20 protein-coding genes are annotated in these 16,166 nt (G+C 41.0%); 8 read left to right on the top strand and 12 right to left on the bottom strand.

The genetic code is table 11. The features are described from left to right. Nucleotides 1–39: 39 nt before the first annotated feature. The gene (locus ACFFGV_RS11885; RefSeq protein WP_377348097.1) at nucleotides 40–1,263 is read right to left on the bottom strand and encodes an MFS transporter; all 1,224 of its coding nucleotides are present in this window, start codon (nucleotides 1,261–1,263) and stop codon (nucleotides 40–42) included. 180 nt (nucleotides 1,264–1,443) lie between these two features. Here ACFFGV_RS11885 and ACFFGV_RS11880 point away from each other — a divergent pair, with 180 nt between their 5' ends. Together ACFFGV_RS11880 and ACFFGV_RS11875 are read left to right on the top strand one after the other, a co-directional pair. Then, complete coding sequence (locus tag ACFFGV_RS11880; RefSeq protein ID WP_377348095.1) at nucleotides 1,444–1,689, top strand: hypothetical protein; 246 nt, start codon at nucleotides 1,444–1,446, stop codon at nucleotides 1,687–1,689. 8 nt (nucleotides 1,690–1,697) lie between these two features. Continuing rightward, complete coding sequence (locus tag ACFFGV_RS11875) at nucleotides 1,698–1,946, top strand: hypothetical protein (RefSeq protein ID WP_377348093.1); 249 nt, start codon at nucleotides 1,698–1,700, stop codon at nucleotides 1,944–1,946. Here the strand turns inward: ACFFGV_RS11875 and ACFFGV_RS11870 are convergent. Genes ACFFGV_RS11870 through ACFFGV_RS11860 form a run of 3 tightly spaced genes read right to left on the bottom strand, consistent with a single transcriptional unit; the run spans nucleotide 1,943 to nucleotide 2,773 of the window. Beyond that, entirely contained in the window at nucleotides 1,943–2,230 is a 288-nt protein-coding gene (locus ACFFGV_RS11870) for a hypothetical protein (RefSeq protein WP_377348091.1), read from the bottom strand. The genes ACFFGV_RS11875 and ACFFGV_RS11870 overlap by 4 nt on opposite strands. A 1-nt stretch (nucleotide 2,231) precedes the next feature. Continuing rightward, entirely contained in the window at nucleotides 2,232–2,573 is a 342-nt protein-coding gene (locus tag ACFFGV_RS11865) for a hypothetical protein (protein ID WP_377348089.1), read from the bottom strand. Continuing rightward, complete coding sequence (locus tag ACFFGV_RS11860; protein ID WP_377348087.1) at nucleotides 2,573–2,773, bottom strand: hypothetical protein; 201 nt, start codon at nucleotides 2,771–2,773, stop codon at nucleotides 2,573–2,575. The genes ACFFGV_RS11865 and ACFFGV_RS11860 overlap by 1 nt, the downstream gene beginning before the upstream one ends. A gap of 46 nt (nucleotides 2,774–2,819) precedes the next feature. On the opposite strand from ACFFGV_RS11860, the gene ACFFGV_RS11855 reads away from it, so the two are divergent. Next, entirely contained in the window at nucleotides 2,820–3,296 is a 477-nt protein-coding gene (locus ACFFGV_RS11855) for an Hsp20/alpha crystallin family protein (protein WP_377348085.1), read from the top strand. 26 nt (nucleotides 3,297–3,322) lie between these two features. On the opposite strand, the gene ACFFGV_RS11850 is transcribed toward ACFFGV_RS11855, so the two are convergent. After that, complete coding sequence (locus ACFFGV_RS11850) at nucleotides 3,323–3,769, bottom strand: Hsp20/alpha crystallin family protein (RefSeq protein ID WP_377348083.1); 447 nt, start codon at nucleotides 3,767–3,769, stop codon at nucleotides 3,323–3,325. 178 nt (nucleotides 3,770–3,947) lie between these two features. Between ACFFGV_RS11850 and ACFFGV_RS11845 the strand changes: the two genes are divergently transcribed. After that, nucleotides 3,948–5,498, top strand: a complete 1,551-nt coding sequence (locus ACFFGV_RS11845; protein WP_377348081.1) for a glycine betaine uptake BCCT transporter — start codon at nucleotides 3,948–3,950, stop codon at nucleotides 5,496–5,498. 57 nt (nucleotides 5,499–5,555) lie between these two features. On the opposite strand, the gene ACFFGV_RS11840 is transcribed toward ACFFGV_RS11845, so the two are convergent. After that, nucleotides 5,556–6,200 (bottom strand): YpmS family protein, encoded by a 645-nt coding sequence (locus ACFFGV_RS11840; RefSeq protein WP_377348079.1) that lies wholly within the window; start codon nucleotides 6,198–6,200, stop codon nucleotides 5,556–5,558. 48 nt (nucleotides 6,201–6,248) lie between these two features. Then, nucleotides 6,249–7,178, bottom strand: a complete 930-nt coding sequence (locus ACFFGV_RS11835) for an SGNH/GDSL hydrolase family protein (RefSeq protein ID WP_377348077.1) — start codon at nucleotides 7,176–7,178, stop codon at nucleotides 6,249–6,251. 339 nt (nucleotides 7,179–7,517) lie between these two features. Here ACFFGV_RS11835 and asnB point away from each other — a divergent pair, with 339 nt between their 5' ends. Beyond that, nucleotides 7,518–9,017, top strand: coding sequence for an asparagine synthase B (asnB, locus tag ACFFGV_RS11830; protein ID WP_377348075.1), 1,500 nt, complete (start codon nucleotides 7,518–7,520; stop codon nucleotides 9,015–9,017). Nucleotides 9,018–9,314: 297 nt separating this feature from the next. Further along, entirely contained in the window at nucleotides 9,315–9,515 is a 201-nt protein-coding gene (locus tag ACFFGV_RS11825; protein WP_377348073.1) for a DUF2188 domain-containing protein, read from the top strand. Nucleotides 9,516–9,559: 44 nt separating this feature from the next. Here the strand turns inward: ACFFGV_RS11825 and ACFFGV_RS11820 are convergent, their stop codons facing one another. The 3 genes from ACFFGV_RS11820 to ACFFGV_RS11810 all read right to left on the bottom strand — a co-directional run bounded on the left by ACFFGV_RS11820 (nucleotide 9,560) and on the right by ACFFGV_RS11810 (nucleotide 11,848). Continuing rightward, on the bottom strand, nucleotides 9,560–10,282 hold the full coding sequence (locus ACFFGV_RS11820; RefSeq protein ID WP_377348071.1) for an amino acid ABC transporter ATP-binding protein: 723 nt from the start codon (nucleotides 10,280–10,282) through the stop codon (nucleotides 9,560–9,562). A gap of 1 nt (nucleotide 10,283) precedes the next feature. Continuing rightward, nucleotides 10,284–10,946: an amino acid ABC transporter permease gene (locus ACFFGV_RS11815; protein ID WP_377348069.1), complete on the bottom strand. Its 663-nt coding sequence runs from the start codon at nucleotides 10,944–10,946 to the stop codon at nucleotides 10,284–10,286. Between the two features lie 104 nt (nucleotides 10,947–11,050). Then, nucleotides 11,051–11,848, bottom strand: coding sequence for a transporter substrate-binding domain-containing protein (locus tag ACFFGV_RS11810; protein ID WP_377348067.1), 798 nt, complete (start codon nucleotides 11,846–11,848; stop codon nucleotides 11,051–11,053). A 272-nt stretch (nucleotides 11,849–12,120) separates the two neighbouring features. Here ACFFGV_RS11810 and ACFFGV_RS11805 point away from each other — a divergent pair, with 272 nt between their 5' ends. After that, complete coding sequence (locus ACFFGV_RS11805; RefSeq protein WP_377348065.1) at nucleotides 12,121–13,035, top strand: phosphotransferase; 915 nt, start codon at nucleotides 12,121–12,123, stop codon at nucleotides 13,033–13,035. Between the two features lie 31 nt (nucleotides 13,036–13,066). Here ACFFGV_RS11805 and ACFFGV_RS11800 read toward each other — a convergent pair whose 3' ends face one another. After that, the gene (locus ACFFGV_RS11800; RefSeq protein ID WP_377348063.1) at nucleotides 13,067–14,578 is read right to left on the bottom strand and encodes an FAD-dependent oxidoreductase; all 1,512 of its coding nucleotides are present in this window, start codon (nucleotides 14,576–14,578) and stop codon (nucleotides 13,067–13,069) included. 237 nt (nucleotides 14,579–14,815) lie between these two features. On the opposite strand from ACFFGV_RS11800, the gene ACFFGV_RS11795 reads away from it, so the two are divergent. Next, nucleotides 14,816–15,391: a biotin transporter BioY gene (locus tag ACFFGV_RS11795; protein ID WP_377348061.1), complete on the top strand. Its 576-nt coding sequence runs from the start codon at nucleotides 14,816–14,818 to the stop codon at nucleotides 15,389–15,391. Nucleotides 15,392–15,454: 63 nt separating this feature from the next. Here ACFFGV_RS11795 and ACFFGV_RS11790 read toward each other — a convergent pair whose 3' ends face one another. Then, entirely contained in the window at nucleotides 15,455–16,102 is a 648-nt protein-coding gene (locus ACFFGV_RS11790; RefSeq protein ID WP_377348058.1) for a glycoside hydrolase domain-containing protein, read from the bottom strand. Nucleotides 16,103–16,166: the final 64 nt, after the last annotated feature.

The raw sequence follows: 16,166 nt of genomic DNA, 5'->3' as shown, positions 1-16,166 counted from the left end.
CCAACAGCTTTATGTAGCTGGAGGCTAATGTATGTTCGTTTATGATGGGAAGCTGCTTGCAGTTTTTGGTTGTTTTTGCAGGATGACAGCTAGTCCAATTCCACTTGCTAGTAATAGGGCTGTGGTAATGAAGAATACAGAGGTGAACCCATATACCCCAGCAATGACTCCTCCTAATGCAGGACCAATTATATTCCCGAGAAAACGCAAGCTGGTACTGTAACCTAATACCTCCCCCTGAATGGAAATAGGGGCAGCTTGCCTAATATATGCTGTTCTTACAGGAATAATGCCTCCAATAGAGATTCCGAGTAAGAACCGTAAGGCAACCAGCTCCCAAATGTTAGACACAAAAGCTCCAGGCAGATAGATTATTCCGGAAGAAATGAGCAGAAGCAATAATACTTTTTCATAGCCTATTCGATCTGCAATATCTCCCCATCTTCTCGCCATTAATAGATTCCCTACCCCTGCTGCAGAAAAAGCAATACCAGAAAATAACGCAATATTCGCTGGTCCGTGTAATTCGCTTACGTATAAGGCTAAGATAGGCTGAATACTAAAATGGGCAATTTGCACAAACATCGACACAATCATGACAGTTAATAGGATAGGGTGAGTCAGGATGTGACGGACTACTTCCTTCCTGCTATAACTTCTTGAGCCTTCCTCCTTCTCTTCCATTCGATATTCTTTGACTCCGAGTAGTACGAATATGGATGCTAAGAATAGAGTAATAGATGTGAGCTGGAAGGTGCTAGAGAAACCCGTGTAATCTGCTAGAATTCCACCAAATAATGGCCCCATTAAGCTCCCTGTTACATTACCAGTTTGCAGGGTACCGAGCGCTCTGCCTGAAATTTCTTTAGGTGTTTGGGTAGAAATTAGTGCTTGAGAGGTAGAGATAAACCCCGTAAAAACCCCCATACATAGTCGCAGCACGAATAATTGCATCACAGAAGTAACGAACCCCATTAACAGAACAGACACCGCTAAGCCTGCCCCTGAAATGACTAAAACAGTCTTTCTGCCATATTGATCTCCGAATCGTCCCCAAATAGGGGAGAACAGGAATGCAGTAAAGAACGTAATTCCAAATACGAGACCAGACCATGTTTGTACGTATTGAGTAGAAAAATCTCCAAATGACTCAATGTACAAAGAAAGGAATGGCATAACCATGGTCATACTACCGGCAATAAAAAAGTTTGCAAACCACATGATTAGGAGGTTTTTCCGCGTAATGCGTTCCTCATTCACCATGTTAACCCTTCTTTCCTCATCCAATAATGTTTGTGAAAAATACTTCGTCTCTCTAAATAATATCTACTATACCAGACTTTCAGATAGTGGAAAAGAAAAGAGCAATGGAGGGGCGCAGAATGAACACATTCTCGCAAGGTGTGAATACGATACTGTATGACGAAGTGAAGGAGTGAGATGGTGCCAGTATCTGTGGTATTTAACCAAATTGCAGTAAATGCATTGACGGAAAATGCGACTGTTGCTACGGGACAGAATAACCAGCCGGAATGGACATGGCAAGGGAAGAACAATAATGCTGCTGGAAACCCGATTGGCTTCTTTATCGCAATTAACAACTTCAATGTCGTCCTTGATAACGATGTTATTGATGTACCAATATCCAGCCCTGAAGTAAATAACCCGCAGCCTAATATTCAGTATTAGGTGATGCTATGAAAATTATTTTTGATTCCATACAGGTGAACTCTGTCCGGGAGAATTCAGGTATATTCACAGGATCTAATATACAGATGTATTGGAATAGTTCCTCTAAAGCCAACAATGGGTTGGGAGAAGTATTTGGGACCTCTAATGTAATGTGTTACAACATAAATATTGTTCAGGATAACGATGAAGTAGATATGCCAGTTAATCAGACTGCTTCCTACAAAAAAAAACAAAAAACGGAAGAGAGTCCTTAAGGTTTCTCTTCCATTTTCTGTTTCAATATCTCTTCCATCCATTCTGGCATTTGGTCTTTCTCCCCTTGGTTGGTAACCATATCAAGGAGTGCTTTATCCTGTAGCAAAGATCGAACCCCTTCCGTTGTATTTCCATCTCCGGTGATGGATCCAAAGCCTTGAGAATGTTTCTTGTAGCTTTCAAACCCTGTGGGAGCGTTATTTCCGAAGTTTACGCAAGAAGCCCCTTCAACGCTGCCAATTCGTATTGAGCCTATAAAGAAATTGGGGGATGGTACATTCAAATTATCCCTCCTTGTCTGAAAACGATACGGAGAATCCTTGCTTGGATTCTTTAACATGATACGGTCTCTTCTGATGTTTCTTATCGGGGTCTTCCACAGATACCCCGAAGTTATTTCCGACATTAAGTGCGCCACTGACTTCTTCTATATCAATGGAATCTAGCTGGAAGGTCAATTGCTCCAGCGTCGGTTCCTTAATCGTAACTTGTTGTATATGAAAGTGGTATTCATGTACAACTGGGCTGGCTGAATCAGAGGAGGGCTTCTGAAGCTTTCGAAGCTGTTCTTGAAGCGTTGCTATTTCATCCTCCAGCTGTTTTTTTCTTTTTTTGCGAAAGAACATTATGTCTCATCCTGTTTATCAGAAGATTTCATAATGACATGTTTATTCATCATGTGTATGTTGTGGTCCCCTTCTAGGGTGCCATTCCCTTCATACCATATCTTTTTGGAAGTAAAGCGCTGCTGCATGTTATCTCCGGAAAATACACCAGAGGATTTGCCAACATTATCAATGGAAAAGTGCTGTATATTAATCTCCAATTATTACTCACCTCCTTATTAAACCGAGAAAGGATGAATATTGACATTGAAGGATTTATTTTCGCTGTTCTCTCAATTCTCGAAAATGGGAGCCCCAAACCAATGGAATCAAGGACAGTTACCGAATATGACAGATATGAAATCAATTGATGATTATGTGAAACAAACCATACAACAAGCATTGAACGGTACAGATTTCTTCAGTACGGAGCAATCAGAAAGGGAAGATGGAGTAGTAGAATCAAAGAGCTCGAAGCTCCATTATGAAGTAATAGAATTGCATCATTACTACATTGTGAAAATTGATATTCCTGAAGGGTACGATGTAGATCAGTTAAAACTGACCTTAGGCAATTGTAAGCTATATTTGAGTGGCATACCGAATGGTGGTACTCAAACAATCACTCTTCCTGAACAGCCATTTAGTAAGCAGTATAGTGCTCAATACAAGGATGGAGTAGTAGAGGTGCGTTTGTTAAAGAAAACGTCTGACAGTATGAAGGATATCTATATTGAGTATTAACAGCATCCTCTTGTGATGCTGTTTCTTTACGTTGTTTCTTCTTCTGTCTCCATAATGATTGGAATACCATCAGAGGCGCTGTTTTTCTGAATATGAATGCATAATAGTCCGTTTTTATAAGTGGTTCGAATATCTTGTGGCGTGTAATGAAAAGGAATTTCTATGGTGCGTTTAAACGGACCCAACAACCTTTCCTGATGAAGTAAATCCTCTTTGTTTACAGGATAACGATATGGAAGGCTGCCTTTCAGGATTAAGTCGGTTCCATGTTGTTTTAAAATCACTTCTTCAGGAGAGCGAAGGTCTGGAAGCTCAATGATAATCACTGCATGATCCTCCATCTCATACATATCATACGCAGGACCTCGTTTCGGAATCATATGATGCATTTCGTTCCAGAAATCCTCTCCTAGTACATTATCAATATTTTTAGAGAAGGCTTCCCAATCTAATTTGCCTTTGTCCTTTTTCATCAAACCACCTCTCATACCTATATATATGAAGCTTTCTATATAACATGAAACCAATCCGTTGTTTATCATCCCCGACAATGGGTATAGGTACATTACAGGACCAAATTTATCCAAGGAGTAATCTAGGTACCGACAGTCCATTCAGCAGATCATTACATGAAGGAAAGGGGAAAATAAAGTGGCCAATCCACTATCAAAAAGAGTTACAGCAGTATTCTGGATTACCATAGCCATTGCAGCTCTCTCTGTCATATGGGGTGTGATTAGTCCAGATAATCTAAAAGGAGTTACAGAAACCATTCGAGCCTATCTAACCGTACATTTTGGATGGTTCTACTTAATTATTGTTACGTTATTTGTACTATTTTGTATCTACATTATTATCAGTCCGTTTGGAACGATAAAGCTAGGGAAGCCAGATGATAAACCGGAATACAGCATGCCGACCTGGTTTGCCATGCTGTTTAGCGCAGGGATGGGAATTGGATTAGTATTCTGGGGTGTGGCAGAGCCAGCCTCGCATTTTGCCAACAACCCACCAACAGCAGAGCCCGGCTCAGGAGAGGCTTTAAAGGAATCCATGAAATTCGTTTATTTTCATTGGGGTGTACACGCATGGGCTATTTATGCTCTTGTAGCACTTACTCTTGCATATTTTAAATTTAGAAGAGGAGCCCCAGGTCTTATAAGTGCTACGCTTTATCCGTTATTGGGGGAGCGTGTGAAAGGACCAATTGGAAAGACTATTGATGTTATTGCTATATTTGCGACAGTGGTCGGGGTAGCAACTACCTTAGGTTTTGGTGCTGCTCAGATTAATGGAGGACTCACTTACTTAACCGACCTTCCAAATGAGTTCTGGGTTCAGCTTGTCATTATTGGCGTTGTTACTGTCCTGTTTATGTTCTCTGCCTACACGGGACTTAGCAAAGGGATTAAATATTTAAGTAATGCCAATATGTTTCTTGCAGCACTGCTATTCATCTTTATGCTCATAGTAGGACCGACACTGCAAATAATGAATGTATTTACCGATACAATTGGCTCCTATTTGCGTGACGTGGCTAGTATGAGTTTCCGATTAGCGCCTACAAATGAGGAGAACCAAACTTGGATTCAAAATTGGACAGTCTTCTATTGGGCCTGGTGGATTGCCTGGTCACCGTTTGTTGGTATTTTCATCGCGAGAGTATCTAGAGGAAGAACTATTCGTGAATTTCTCATGGGCGTTTTAATTGTTCCGTCTGTAGTAGGGTTCCTTTGGTTTGCGACCTTTGGAATGTCAGCCATTAACCTAGAGCAGGCTGGTACAGCTGCCATTTCAGAATTAAGTAAGGAACAAGCATTATTCGGTACCCTTACCAATTATCCACTAGGGATTATTACATCTATCATTGCACTATGCTTAATCGGGACGTTCTTCGTTACCTCAGCCGATTCTGCAACATTTGTGCTTGGAATGCAGAGTACCAATGGATCTTTAAATCCTCCTAAGACCGTTAAATTTAGCTGGGGGATAGCCCAGTCTGCTATGGCAGCTATTCTTCTGTTCACCGGAGGATTGCAAGGACTGCAAAACGCGCTTATTATAGCAGCATTTCCGTTTGCATTTATCATGATTATGATGATGTACTCCTTGCATAAAGCTCTAGTAGAGGATAAAGCCATAATTGATAATGAAAAAACCTCATCTTCTTCTGAGCAGGAAAAGCAAACAATGTCCTCTTAGGGATAGCTAATATAAAGGAGTGCCCAGGGTGTGGATGCCCTGGGCACTTACTGTTTATTATTGCTTTAGAAATTTGTTAAGCCAGCGAGTGTCACCGATTCCTAATGTCTCATGTGGCACAGTAACCTTAAAGGCTAGCTGGTTTTTCTCCAAATCAAAGGACGAAGCTTTAACTTGAACGCCATAACTTGTATTGATTTGATTGATGGCTACATAAATATTTTCTTTATCTGGATTCACGATGACCCAATCTGGCATGGGGTAATTGTCTTTAATATAATCTAGTACTTTCCGGTTTGGCAGCTTCAGCCTTCCCAGTGTAATGGACTTCTGTTCTAGAATAAGATCCCCATTCTTTTGTACTTGGGGCTGAAACTTCATGCTAAGAGGTATCTCCTTCTCGAATGCCTCAATGGTCCCATTTAACTCTACGCTATCCTCTAAGGAAACGGAGTATTCTAAAGGTTGGTCCTTGGAAAGCTCCGTTAAGTAGCTATTGATTAATTCATTAATATTCTCTGTGGTGGACATCAGCGTAAACTCTGCTTTTTCTCCTTCCACAGTAGTATCTTCAGGGAGGGTAGTGCTTGTTTTCGGGACGTAAAGGAGAAGAAATATCGTAATAAGCACTGCTATATTGAGAAAAGCCAAAAACCAGAATAGGGCTTTCCATTTGTTGGTTATATTTATCGGTCGAATCATGCTATCCCCGCTCTAATTAAAATATTCAGTGGTTCTGTACATCAAGGGTTATGTGCTTTCTACTTTTTCCTGCTTTTCTTCTTCTATTTTTTCAATATCTTCCTTAATATAATCCAGAACTCGTTGTGCCATTATTTTATACCCAAATTGGTTAGGATGGAAATTGTCCTCCGCATATATGCTTTGAGTTGCTCTTTCGAAGGCATCTAATATTGGGATATAACCGGTATTGTCGTATTCTTGCACAACTTGTCTGCCGATATTATTCCAATCATCTACAATCTGTCCAAGCTCTGGAACATCACTAAAGTATTCCTTGAAGGGATTGTACAAACCAATCAAGTATATTTTGGCCTCAGGATTCTGCTCTCGGATGGTAGTAAAGATACTTCTGAGACGCTCTTTGTATGCTTTTTGTTCCTGAACAAAGGATTTATAGTTTAACTTTGTGAAGTTATCTTTTACGATTTTCATTATATCATTAGCGCCAATTGTAATAAGCACAAGGTCTGCTTTCTCAATAGATGATTTTATTTTCTTCTCCTCAAGACGCTTTAGCATCTGATCCGTGCGATTTCCGCGTTTTCCATAGTTCTTAACGTTAACGTCTACATTATTCTCGTTTTCTTGAAGGGTATCTCGCATAATTCCTACATATCCTTCATTGTTGGTTTGGTCTCCTACACCTTGTGTTAACGAGTCACCTATCGTTACGATATCAAGGTCCTCTTTTAAGAAGAGCCCCCTCGCGCCTTCTAATACATTGGAAAAAGCTTCTTTTATTTCTCCTGTTAGGTCATTACTCTCTGTCTTTTCATCCGTTTGTTCTGTTTTATCAAGCTGCTGTTTCTCCCTAGAGCTTGAGTCGGAAAGAGTGGTAGCCTCCTCTTTCTCTTCCCCATATAGATATAAAGCACCTGTTAATATGCTTCCTAAAAGGACGAGCAATACGGTGCTCCTGACTATTTTATGCTTCATTGTCTTCACACCTGTCTATACAAAGTATGTCTACATCACTTTATTTGGTACATGTATTCGTATCTTTATTATAAAACGTGTCTGTAGGCATGTTAAATCCTTTTATAGGAAGTACCCTTTATATAGACATATTATGCAGGACACCAAATAATGAGTATGAGCACCTAGGAATGTCCATTTTTTATCATGAGAGGTAGTGAGTATAAACATACTTCCAAATAATCTTATCTTGTCCTAAATTTATCCTCTTCCATTGTTTGGTTAGGATAAAAAGAAGGTATATAATATAGGACAGTTTACACAAATCAAAAAATTTTAATGAGGTGAATCTAACTTACCATGTGTGGCATATTCGCTATGACAGGTCATATTAGCAAAAAACAAATGAAAGACGTACTAACAAGCATGAAACACCGAGGTCCAGACGAAGGAAAAGAAGTACCCTTACCTTCCTTCCATTTAGGTCATCAACGCTTATCTATTATTGGGCTAGAAGATGGTATTCAGCCAATTCATAATGAGGATCAATCCAAATGGATTGTCTGTAACGGGGAGATTTATAATTATCCTTCGTTAAAGAACCAATTAGAGAAAGAGGTTACCTTCTTAACTGAATCTGATAGCGAGGCAGCCCTAAAGGTTGTAGAGGCAGAAGGGGTAGATGGAATTCGCAAGCTAGATGGTATGTTTGCATTTTTCATCGCTGATACTACCACAGAATCCTTTATCGCAGCACGAGATACGCTAGGCATTAAGCCTTTGTATTACGGAAAGGATGAGCACGGGGAGTATGTGTTTTCTTCTGAGTTAAAGACCCTGTATCATGTAACAGATGAAGTAAGCGAATTTCCTGCTGGTCATTACTACACACCGGAGACCGGCTTTGTAAGTTATCGTACCATCCGAAATCCGGTTGCTTCCGAGAAAGGGGAGCAGGCCATCACCTCAGCTATTAAAGAAAGGCTGACGAAAGCTGTAGAAAAGAGATTGCTAGCGGATGTAGAGGTGGGTGTGCTATTAAGTGGCGGTCTAGATAGTAGTTTAATTGCGGCTATAGCTGCTTCCTTGAATCAGTCGGACCAACCCGTTAAATCCTTTTGCGTCGGGTCTGAAGGTAGTGAAGATATCCTTCGTGCCCGAGAGGTAGCAAAAGCAATTGGTACAGAGCACTATGAATACGTCTACACACAGGAAGAGTTAGTAGAAGCTATTCCTCATGTTATATATGCTTTGGAATCGTACGAACCATCCCTCGTACGAAGCGCTATTCCAAACTATTTTGTATCTAAATTAGCGTCGCAGCATGTTAAAGTCATATTGTCTGGAGAAGGCGCGGATGAGTTATTTGCAGGTTATGATTACTTGAGTAAATATGAAACAACTGAATCGTTGAATGAAGAAATTATCCGTATTATGAATACGCTCCATAATATTAATCTACAGCGTGGGGACAGAATGAGCATGGCACATTCGCTAGAGTTACGAGTGCCATTCCTGGACTTGGAGCTTATCGATGAAGCGTTAAGCATCCCTGCTCACCTAAAGCTTCATACAGAGGACCAAATGGAAAAAACGATTCTCAGAAAATCATTCGATGGCATGCTCCCAGATCATGTGCTTTGGCGGAAGAAAGAAGAATTTTCAGCAGGAAGCGGAGCGTTAGACATCCTTGAAGGCTATGCGAATGAATATATTTCCGACAAGGAATGGGAGCGGCTTACAAAGGAAGCCAACGTACCCCTTCGAAGTAAGCAGGAGGCACTATACTTTAAATACTTCAAGCAATATTTCCCTCAAACCTCTGCACTGGAGACAATTGGGAAATGGGCAACAGCATAAAGCGACAAAGGGATCTCCTATAGGGGGTCCCTTTTGTTTTGCTCTGTTAAAGACCGATGTTCCGGGTGATTTGGAAGGAGGGTGGAAATAGCTATTGATCTTGATATGGGTGACTCCGTTTTCCGAGTTATACCTTCTTCCTCCCTAATAAAAATACCACGAATTCCAGTTCTCCTCATAAGGGTGTTAAACAGGATAAACATCACCATAGCTTTGGTTAAGGAGTTTTTTAATGTTTGAAGAGGGGATAGAGTGGGAACATCTCTACCAAACCCACAAAAGAAGGAGCGATAGGCAATGAAGGAATATACTGTAGAACCAAACAAGAACACAACGGGTTGGTTTGTTAAAATAGAAGGTGTAGCTCCAGAAGATGAGTACATTGATCGTGATGAAGCTGTAGCGAAAGCAGAAGAATACGCACAAAATAACAAACCAAGTAAAGTGTACATTATGGATAAATTTCACAATGTAGAAGATGAAAGATCATTTTCCTAATATATAAAAAAGGGATAGAGGCGGTCGCCTCTATCCCTTTTTTATTATAGTATTTTACTTAAGAATGATTGGGTTCGTTCATCCTGAGGATTATTAAAGAGATCCGTTGGCTTTCCTTCTTCCATAATGACTCCTTCGTCCATGAAGAGAACACGATCTCCTACTTCACGGGCAAAGCCCATTTCGTGGGTAACAACGACCATTGTCATTCCTTCCCGAGCAAGGTCCTTCATTACCTCCAGTACATCTCCGACTAATTCAGGGTCAAGGGCAGAGGTTGGCTCATCAAACAGCATGACTTTAGGATTCATGGCTAAGGAGCGGGCAATAGCAACTCGCTGCTTTTGACCTCCAGATAAGCTTTCCGGATAGACTGTGGCTTTTTCTAAAAGACCTACCTTTTCAAGCAGAGGCTTTGCTTGTTCTTCAGCCTCTTCCTTGGTTTTTCCTAACACTTTAATCGGACCGAGCGTAATATTATCTATTACTGTCATATGCGGGAATAGATTAAAGTGCTGGAATACCATGCCTACCTTTGCACGTACTTTATTAATATTGATTTTAGGGTCTGTTATCTTGTCTCCATCAATAGTGATGTCACCTGAAGTTACGTCCTCCAATAAATTTAAACAGCGGAGAAAAGTACTTTTCCCAGACCCTGAAGGTCCAATGACACAAACAACCTCCTGTTCTGAAACGTTGGCGTCGATGCCCTTTAGTACTTCATGTTTACCAAATGATTTGTGTAAGTCTTTGACAGTTATCATATTAAACGTCCAGCTTCCTTTCTATGCGGCGTAGTATAATGGAGAGTGGGATAGTTACACATAAATATAGAATACATACTAACAACAAAGTTTCAAAGAATGCGAAGGTTGCATTATAGTATTGTTGGCCTCGATACAATAATTCCGAAACGGCGATAACGGAAAAGAGCGAGGTATCCTTTAAACTGATAATAAATTGGTTGCCAAGGGGCGGAATCATTCGTCTAAATGCCTGGGGCCAAATAATATACCGCATCGTCTGGCGGCTCGTTAGACCTTGTGCTCGTCCTGCTTCGTGCTGTCCTTTATCTATTGAATATACTGCACCACGAACAATTTCAGCAATGTAAGCGCCTGAGTTAATTGCAATGGCAATAACCCCTGTTGTGAAAGGGTCGATATTCATACCAATAACATCTTTCGTAAGACCATTATAAATAAATAATACCTGAGCTAGAATAGGAGTACCCCTTACAACTTCAACGAAAACGGAGGAAGCACCATATATGAGCTTGTTTTTGGAAAGTCTGCCTAATCCAAAAATACCACCAATGACAAACCCAAGCAATAAACCAATTAAGGTAATGAGTACCGTTAATTGCAGTCCTTCTAATAATGCTGGGAGTGCTCGTGCATAGTGAGTGTTCATTATTGCATCGATCATTATGAAAATCGCTCCTTGTTAGATAATAGTGGATAAAAAAGCGCAACAAGCAATAAAGATATACTTGTCGCGCTTGTAGAGGACCGTGTAGTCATGCTTACGTATTACTCGGGAGCTTCCCCGAAGTATTTTTCATATAGCTCGTCGTACGTACCGTTATCCTTAAGAGTTTGAAGTCCGCTATTAATCGTTTCTGTTAAATCAGAATCCTTTGGAAGAGCGATACCATAAGATTCCCCTTGCAGGACGTCACCTACTGTTTTCAGCTCCCCTTCTCCCTGCTGTTGTACAAAGTATTGCACGTTAGGCAGGTCATAAAGCGCTGCATCCAGTCGTCCGTTTTTCACATCCATGTACGCTGTAATAATATCCGGAAAGGATTCTACGGTAGCATCTGTTTTATTGTTTAAGTATTCCTCACTAGTAGACCCTTGACGAGTACCGACAGATTTTCCGTCCACATCGTCAATGGACTGAATATCAGAATCTTTTGGTACCATGAGTATAAGTCCGGAATCGTAATATGGATCGGAGAAGTCCATCTTTTCTTTCCGTTCATCTGTTATAGAAATACCAGCAATACCAATAGGGTATCGTCCAGCTTGTAATCCAGATAGCAATCCAGCAAATTTCATTGTTTTAAATTCAACCTGAAAACCTTCTTCATCGGCAATAGCCTGCAGCAACTCAATGTCAAAGCCTGTCATTTCTCCCGTATCTGGGTCTTTGAATTCGAAGGGCTTAAAGTTAGCATCGGTTGCAACGGTGTATGTTTCTCCCTCGCTGCTAGAGCCATCCCCTGAATCACCAGAAGTTTCCCCTTCGGTGGAGCCGCTGTTACCACATGCAGCTAATAGGGAGATCGATAAAATGGTGATGATTAGCATGAACATTTTTTTCATGTAAACCTTGTCCCCTTCCAACTTTTGTATGATATAGTTCATTATCACATATTTTTCAGAATATTTTAAACAGGAAATATCTCTTTTATGAGCCTTTAAGGTTAATTTATCTAAAATATCAGAAAAATCACTATGAATTTCTTACAAAAGCTGTCATTTCCTCAAGAATCCTTATAAATATGCATTATTTGCAATGAATGACCTTATTACCGTAGGATAATAGGCATGATTATTCTGATGGTTGTAAATGATTTAGAAAGGAGGAGGATAATATGAGTCCTGATTGGAGTCCCGAGTTTGTGGTGTCCGATACATTGGCACAAACGCTTATTGCGGAACAGTTTCCTCATTTAAAGCCTGTTGCAGTGAAGAAAATTGGAGAAGGGTTTGACAATACAATTTTTGCAGTTAATGAAATGTATATTTTTCGTTTTCCAAGAAAGCAATTTGCCGAAGGGCTACTATCTATCGAAAAGAAATTGTTGCCATCCCTCTATTCTCGTCTCCCAGTTTCTATTCCTAATCCTATTCATATTGGTTCATCTACAGAATCCTACCCATGGATGTTCCTGGGGTATTCGTATGTGGAGGGGGAGGTGCCAGCCTTAGCAGAGGATGAGGTTAGGATGATGTCTGCTCCTATACTTGCCTCCTTTTTAAAAACATTGCATGCCCAGCCTAGAGAGTGGGCAGAGCGTGTTGGCGTTCCGGTGGATCCAATAAAGAGACTGAACATCAGAGAGCGTTTGCCTAAATTAAAGCACCATATTCACCAAGCTTATCTACAGAATGTGTTGGAGCCTTGTGCTGCATTGGATGAATGTATTACTTCTTTACATGGTCTTATAGGAGTTCCTTTTTCTAACGATACGCTCGTCCATGGTGATCTTCATATTAGAAATGTCCTTGTAGATGAAAAAGGGGTTCTTTCTGGAATTATAGATTGGGGTGATACGCATATTGGTCATCCAGCTATTGATCTGGGCTTTGTCTATGCTTATCTACCGCCAGAAGGAAGAGAGGAATTCTTTCGCATATACGGACAGGTGGGGGAGGCTACACAAAAAATGGCTGTCTTCTTTGCTGTGTATGTATCTATTGTTCAAGTGTTGTATGGGCATGATCAAGGAGATACTTTGTTAGTCCATGCTGCGAAGGATTCGTTAAAAAGAGTGTTAAACGAATAGGGCCAGCTCCCTCATGGCAGCTGGCCGTTTGTTATTTAAATCGTTGCAATGGCTCGTCTGCTGGTCCTTCCAGTACCTCTCCGGTGGGAGAGAAGCGAGAGCCGTGACAAGGACAATCCCATGACTGCTCCCCATCGTTCCAGGTAACCTCGCATCTTAGGTGCGTGCATGTAGTATCTACCGCGTAGGTATCTCCGTTTGCATCTTTATATCCCCCGGCCTTTTGATTTTCATAATAGACAAGAGCGCCTTCGTTTGTTTCCAGGTCTTCCAATTGCTTATATGGCAGCTTTATCTTCCCTTTCACAAATTCGCTCGCTACATTTGCGTTCTGTGATAGAAAATGCTTGATGCTTGGGTCAGCATAAAAACGAGAAGGCGAAAAAACATCTATATATGGAGATTGTTGTTCGGTTATCAGGTTTGTGATGAGGAGAGCTGCTGCTGTTCCATTGGTCATCCCCCATTTACGATACCCTGTAGCTACAAATATGTTAGGATGATTAGCAGTTAATCTTCCGATATAAGGAATCTTATCCATTGTAATAAGGTCCTGTGCTCCCCATTGGAAGAGAGACTTTTGTAAAGTGAAATGAGTATCCCCAAATTCTCGTAGTGCTTCAAAATGCTTGGCGGTATGATGACTTTGCCCTGTTTTATGGCTTTCTCCACCGATAAGCAGTAAGGGAGTGCCGTTCATATCAGCAGTACGCAGAGAGCGCTTAGGTTCATCGGCGCTTAAATACATTCCTCGTTGTACAGGTTTCTCCGTCGTAACTCCTACAATATAAGACCGTTCAGCGTACATTCTGCTGAAATAAAGGCCCATCCCATCATAAAAAGGGAAGTGAGAGGTGGAAAGGACATAATCACACGTAATTGTGTGCTTTTCCTTTGTGACAATTTCAGGCTGCTTCTTCTCTATCACATCGATTGCAGGCGTGTTCTCAAATATTTTCACGCCCATTTCTACTAATTCCTCCACTAGATATGCCGCGTATTTAAGTGGGTGAAACTGAGCTTGACTATTCATCCTAAGGGCATCTTTAAAGGGAATATCTATTGGTAAACTGGCAGTACCGCCATCAATATGTAATCTCTCATAAGCTCGTTTCTCTTTTTCCAATTTGGTTAATCCGTTATCGGAGTTTGCGTAAATGTACGTATCCTCTTCTGAAAAATCACAATCTATCCCTTTTGATTTTACTATTTCTTTCATAAAGTTTAGAGCTTCCTCGTTGGCCTTATAATATTGCTGTGCCTTTTCTTTTCCAACGTGATGCAGCAGCTCGTCATAAATGAGGTCATGCTGAGATGTAATTTTCGCTGTTGTGTGTCCGGTAGTACCTTTCGCTAGAGCATCTGCTTCCAGTAAGGCTATGGAAAACCCTTCTTTCGCTAATAAGTAAGCGGTAGTAATTCCGGTTATTCCACCACCGACAATGCCAATATCAACCTGAATATCCTCCTTTAATGGTTCGAAGGAGGGGAGAGAAGTGTCTAATATCCAAAAGCTAGTATGACAATTTGAGGAAGTGTCCATGTTATAAGCTCTCCTTTTGATAACGTCTTTGCTATTACTCTGTCAATAATAGGGGAACTTTATTCCTGAGCTGGAGCAATCCTTTTTTTTTGAAGGAGAGAGGCAGCATATAGACCTCGTCTCAAGGAGGCTGTGCCTTTACTGTTTTTTCGCTGACTTTACTAAAAGAGATTACTTTTTCCTGTTTAATATGTTAACTTATAACTATATTAAGTTAACGTTTAGGGGGGGAATAAATTGAGAAGTGATAAGGTTAGGAATATGATAGTATGTGCCATGTTTGCTGCTTTAACGGCTGTGTTAGCTCAGATAGAGGTGCCGCTCCCTATCGTTCCTATTAGTGGACAGACGCTAGCTGTCGGGTTAACCGCTACGATTATAGGATCGAGACTTGGAGCGGTGGCTATGGTGCTGTATGCATGTATGGGAGCGATTGGACTTCCTGTTTTTGCGGAAGCGAAAGGGGGCATTCAAATACTGGTAGGGCCAACTGGTGGATACATATTTGGTTTTATCGTAACCGCTTTTGTTACTGGCTGGGTGTTAGAAAAGACGAAATTCACATTGCCATGGGCGCTGGTTGCTAACACGATTGGAATGATCATTACTCTCACAATGGGTGCCGTCCAATTAAAATATGTGTTAGACATGACATGGACTCAGGCACTAGCAAGTGGTGTAACTCCATTTATTGTGGTAGGGCTCATGAAAGCTTTTCTAGCAAGCTGGCTAGGTGTAACGGTTCGCCATCGTCTCGTTCAAGCAAAGCTATTACCGAACCAAAGTAAAAATAATCAGTCTCCGGCAGCTTGAATAAACAGAGTCTAAACAAAAAAACACAGGTTCGAGGAGCCTGTGTTTCATCTTTAGTATGCTTTACCATAGTAGCTCAAAAAGGCGGTCATTGATAAGGTTTGTGTCTATGGGACACGTCTTGGCACTACGTCCGTATTGCCAGCCCCATACGTTTGCTTTACAGCTTGGTTTGACTGGCTGAAATTTAGGTGCTTTTTTCGCACGTGTTACCCCGGGCTCTGGTTCTGCACTCCACAGAACGGATTGGTTAGCAACCTTACTATCTTTAGAAACTGCCTTACAGTAGGCATCTGCAAATGGTCCTTGGACTGGATCGTGATAAAACCCTGGTTTGTAATCTGTATTGTACATCGCATCTACATATCCACGAATCCACGCTTCATCTACTTTAAAAAATCTCTCCACATTAGCAAACAGCACCTTCTCCTTTGGGAAGTTCAGCCGCTTCGCATGAAAAGCTGCATTTTGAGCAATTACTCTCCCTTTACGGTACCCTGTTGCTTCCTTAAAGTTATTATAAATAGGCATTACCTTGGTTCCGCTATCCTGTAAAAGCTTGATTTCGCCAGCCGTAAGTCCCTCTGAAGCATCTGGAACAGTAGTTAAATACCTTCCCCAATAAGCAGGCTTCCCAAAGTTAGTTAGCACGCACTGGTACAATTCCTTTGTCACTTCTTGTGCTGAGTCCACTCCCCATCTATAGGCCATTCCTGTACACCCTTTCCTGTAATGAATCCATCCTCTTACATGTATATTCAAAACTGGGCGAGGT

Source organism: Pontibacillus salicampi (genome assembly GCF_042434395.1).
GTDB classification, from domain to species: Bacteria; Bacillota; Bacilli; order Bacillales; family BH030062; genus Pontibacillus; species Pontibacillus salicampi.
The sequence above is the reverse complement of the archived record's forward strand: the minus strand, read 5'-3'. Positions and strand labels throughout refer to the sequence as shown.

Excerpts from the sequence above, each read along its gene's own strand:
- ACFFGV_RS11835 (WP_377348077.1), bottom strand. The coding sequence starts at position 7,178 with ATGAAGCATAAAATAGTCAGGAGCACCGTATTGCTCGTCCTTTTAGGA.
- ACFFGV_RS11875 (WP_377348093.1), top strand. The coding sequence starts at position 1,698 with ATGAAAATTATTTTTGATTCCATACAGGTGAACTCTGTCCGGGAGAAT.
- ACFFGV_RS11850 (WP_377348083.1), bottom strand. The coding sequence starts at position 3,769 with ATGAAAAAGGACAAAGGCAAATTAGATTGGGAAGCCTTCTCTAAAAAT.
- ACFFGV_RS11790 (WP_377348058.1), bottom strand. The coding sequence starts at position 16,102 with ATGGCCTATAGATGGGGAGTGGACTCAGCACAAGAAGTGACAAAGGAA.
- ACFFGV_RS11805 (WP_377348065.1), top strand. The coding sequence starts at position 12,121 with ATGAGTCCTGATTGGAGTCCCGAGTTTGTGGTGTCCGATACATTGGCA.
- ACFFGV_RS11825 (WP_377348073.1), top strand. The coding sequence starts at position 9,315 with ATGAAGGAATATACTGTAGAACCAAACAAGAACACAACGGGTTGGTTT.
- ACFFGV_RS11800 (WP_377348063.1), bottom strand. The coding sequence starts at position 14,578 with ATGGACACTTCCTCAAATTGTCATACTAGCTTTTGGATATTAGACACT.
- ACFFGV_RS11820 (WP_377348071.1), bottom strand. The coding sequence starts at position 10,282 with ATGATAACTGTCAAAGACTTACACAAATCATTTGGTAAACATGAAGTA.
- ACFFGV_RS11840 (WP_377348079.1), bottom strand. The coding sequence starts at position 6,200 with ATGATTCGACCGATAAATATAACCAACAAATGGAAAGCCCTATTCTGG.
- ACFFGV_RS11885 (WP_377348097.1), bottom strand. The coding sequence starts at position 1,263 with ATGGTGAATGAGGAACGCATTACGCGGAAAAACCTCCTAATCATGTGG.
- ACFFGV_RS11865 (WP_377348089.1), bottom strand. The coding sequence starts at position 2,573 with ATGTTCTTTCGCAAAAAAAGAAAAAAACAGCTGGAGGATGAAATAGCA.
- ACFFGV_RS11815 (WP_377348069.1), bottom strand. The coding sequence starts at position 10,946 with ATGATCGATGCAATAATGAACACTCACTATGCACGAGCACTCCCAGCA.
- ACFFGV_RS11810 (WP_377348067.1), bottom strand. The coding sequence starts at position 11,848 with ATGAAAAAAATGTTCATGCTAATCATCACCATTTTATCGATCTCCCTA.
- asnB (WP_377348075.1), top strand. The coding sequence starts at position 7,518 with ATGTGTGGCATATTCGCTATGACAGGTCATATTAGCAAAAAACAAATG.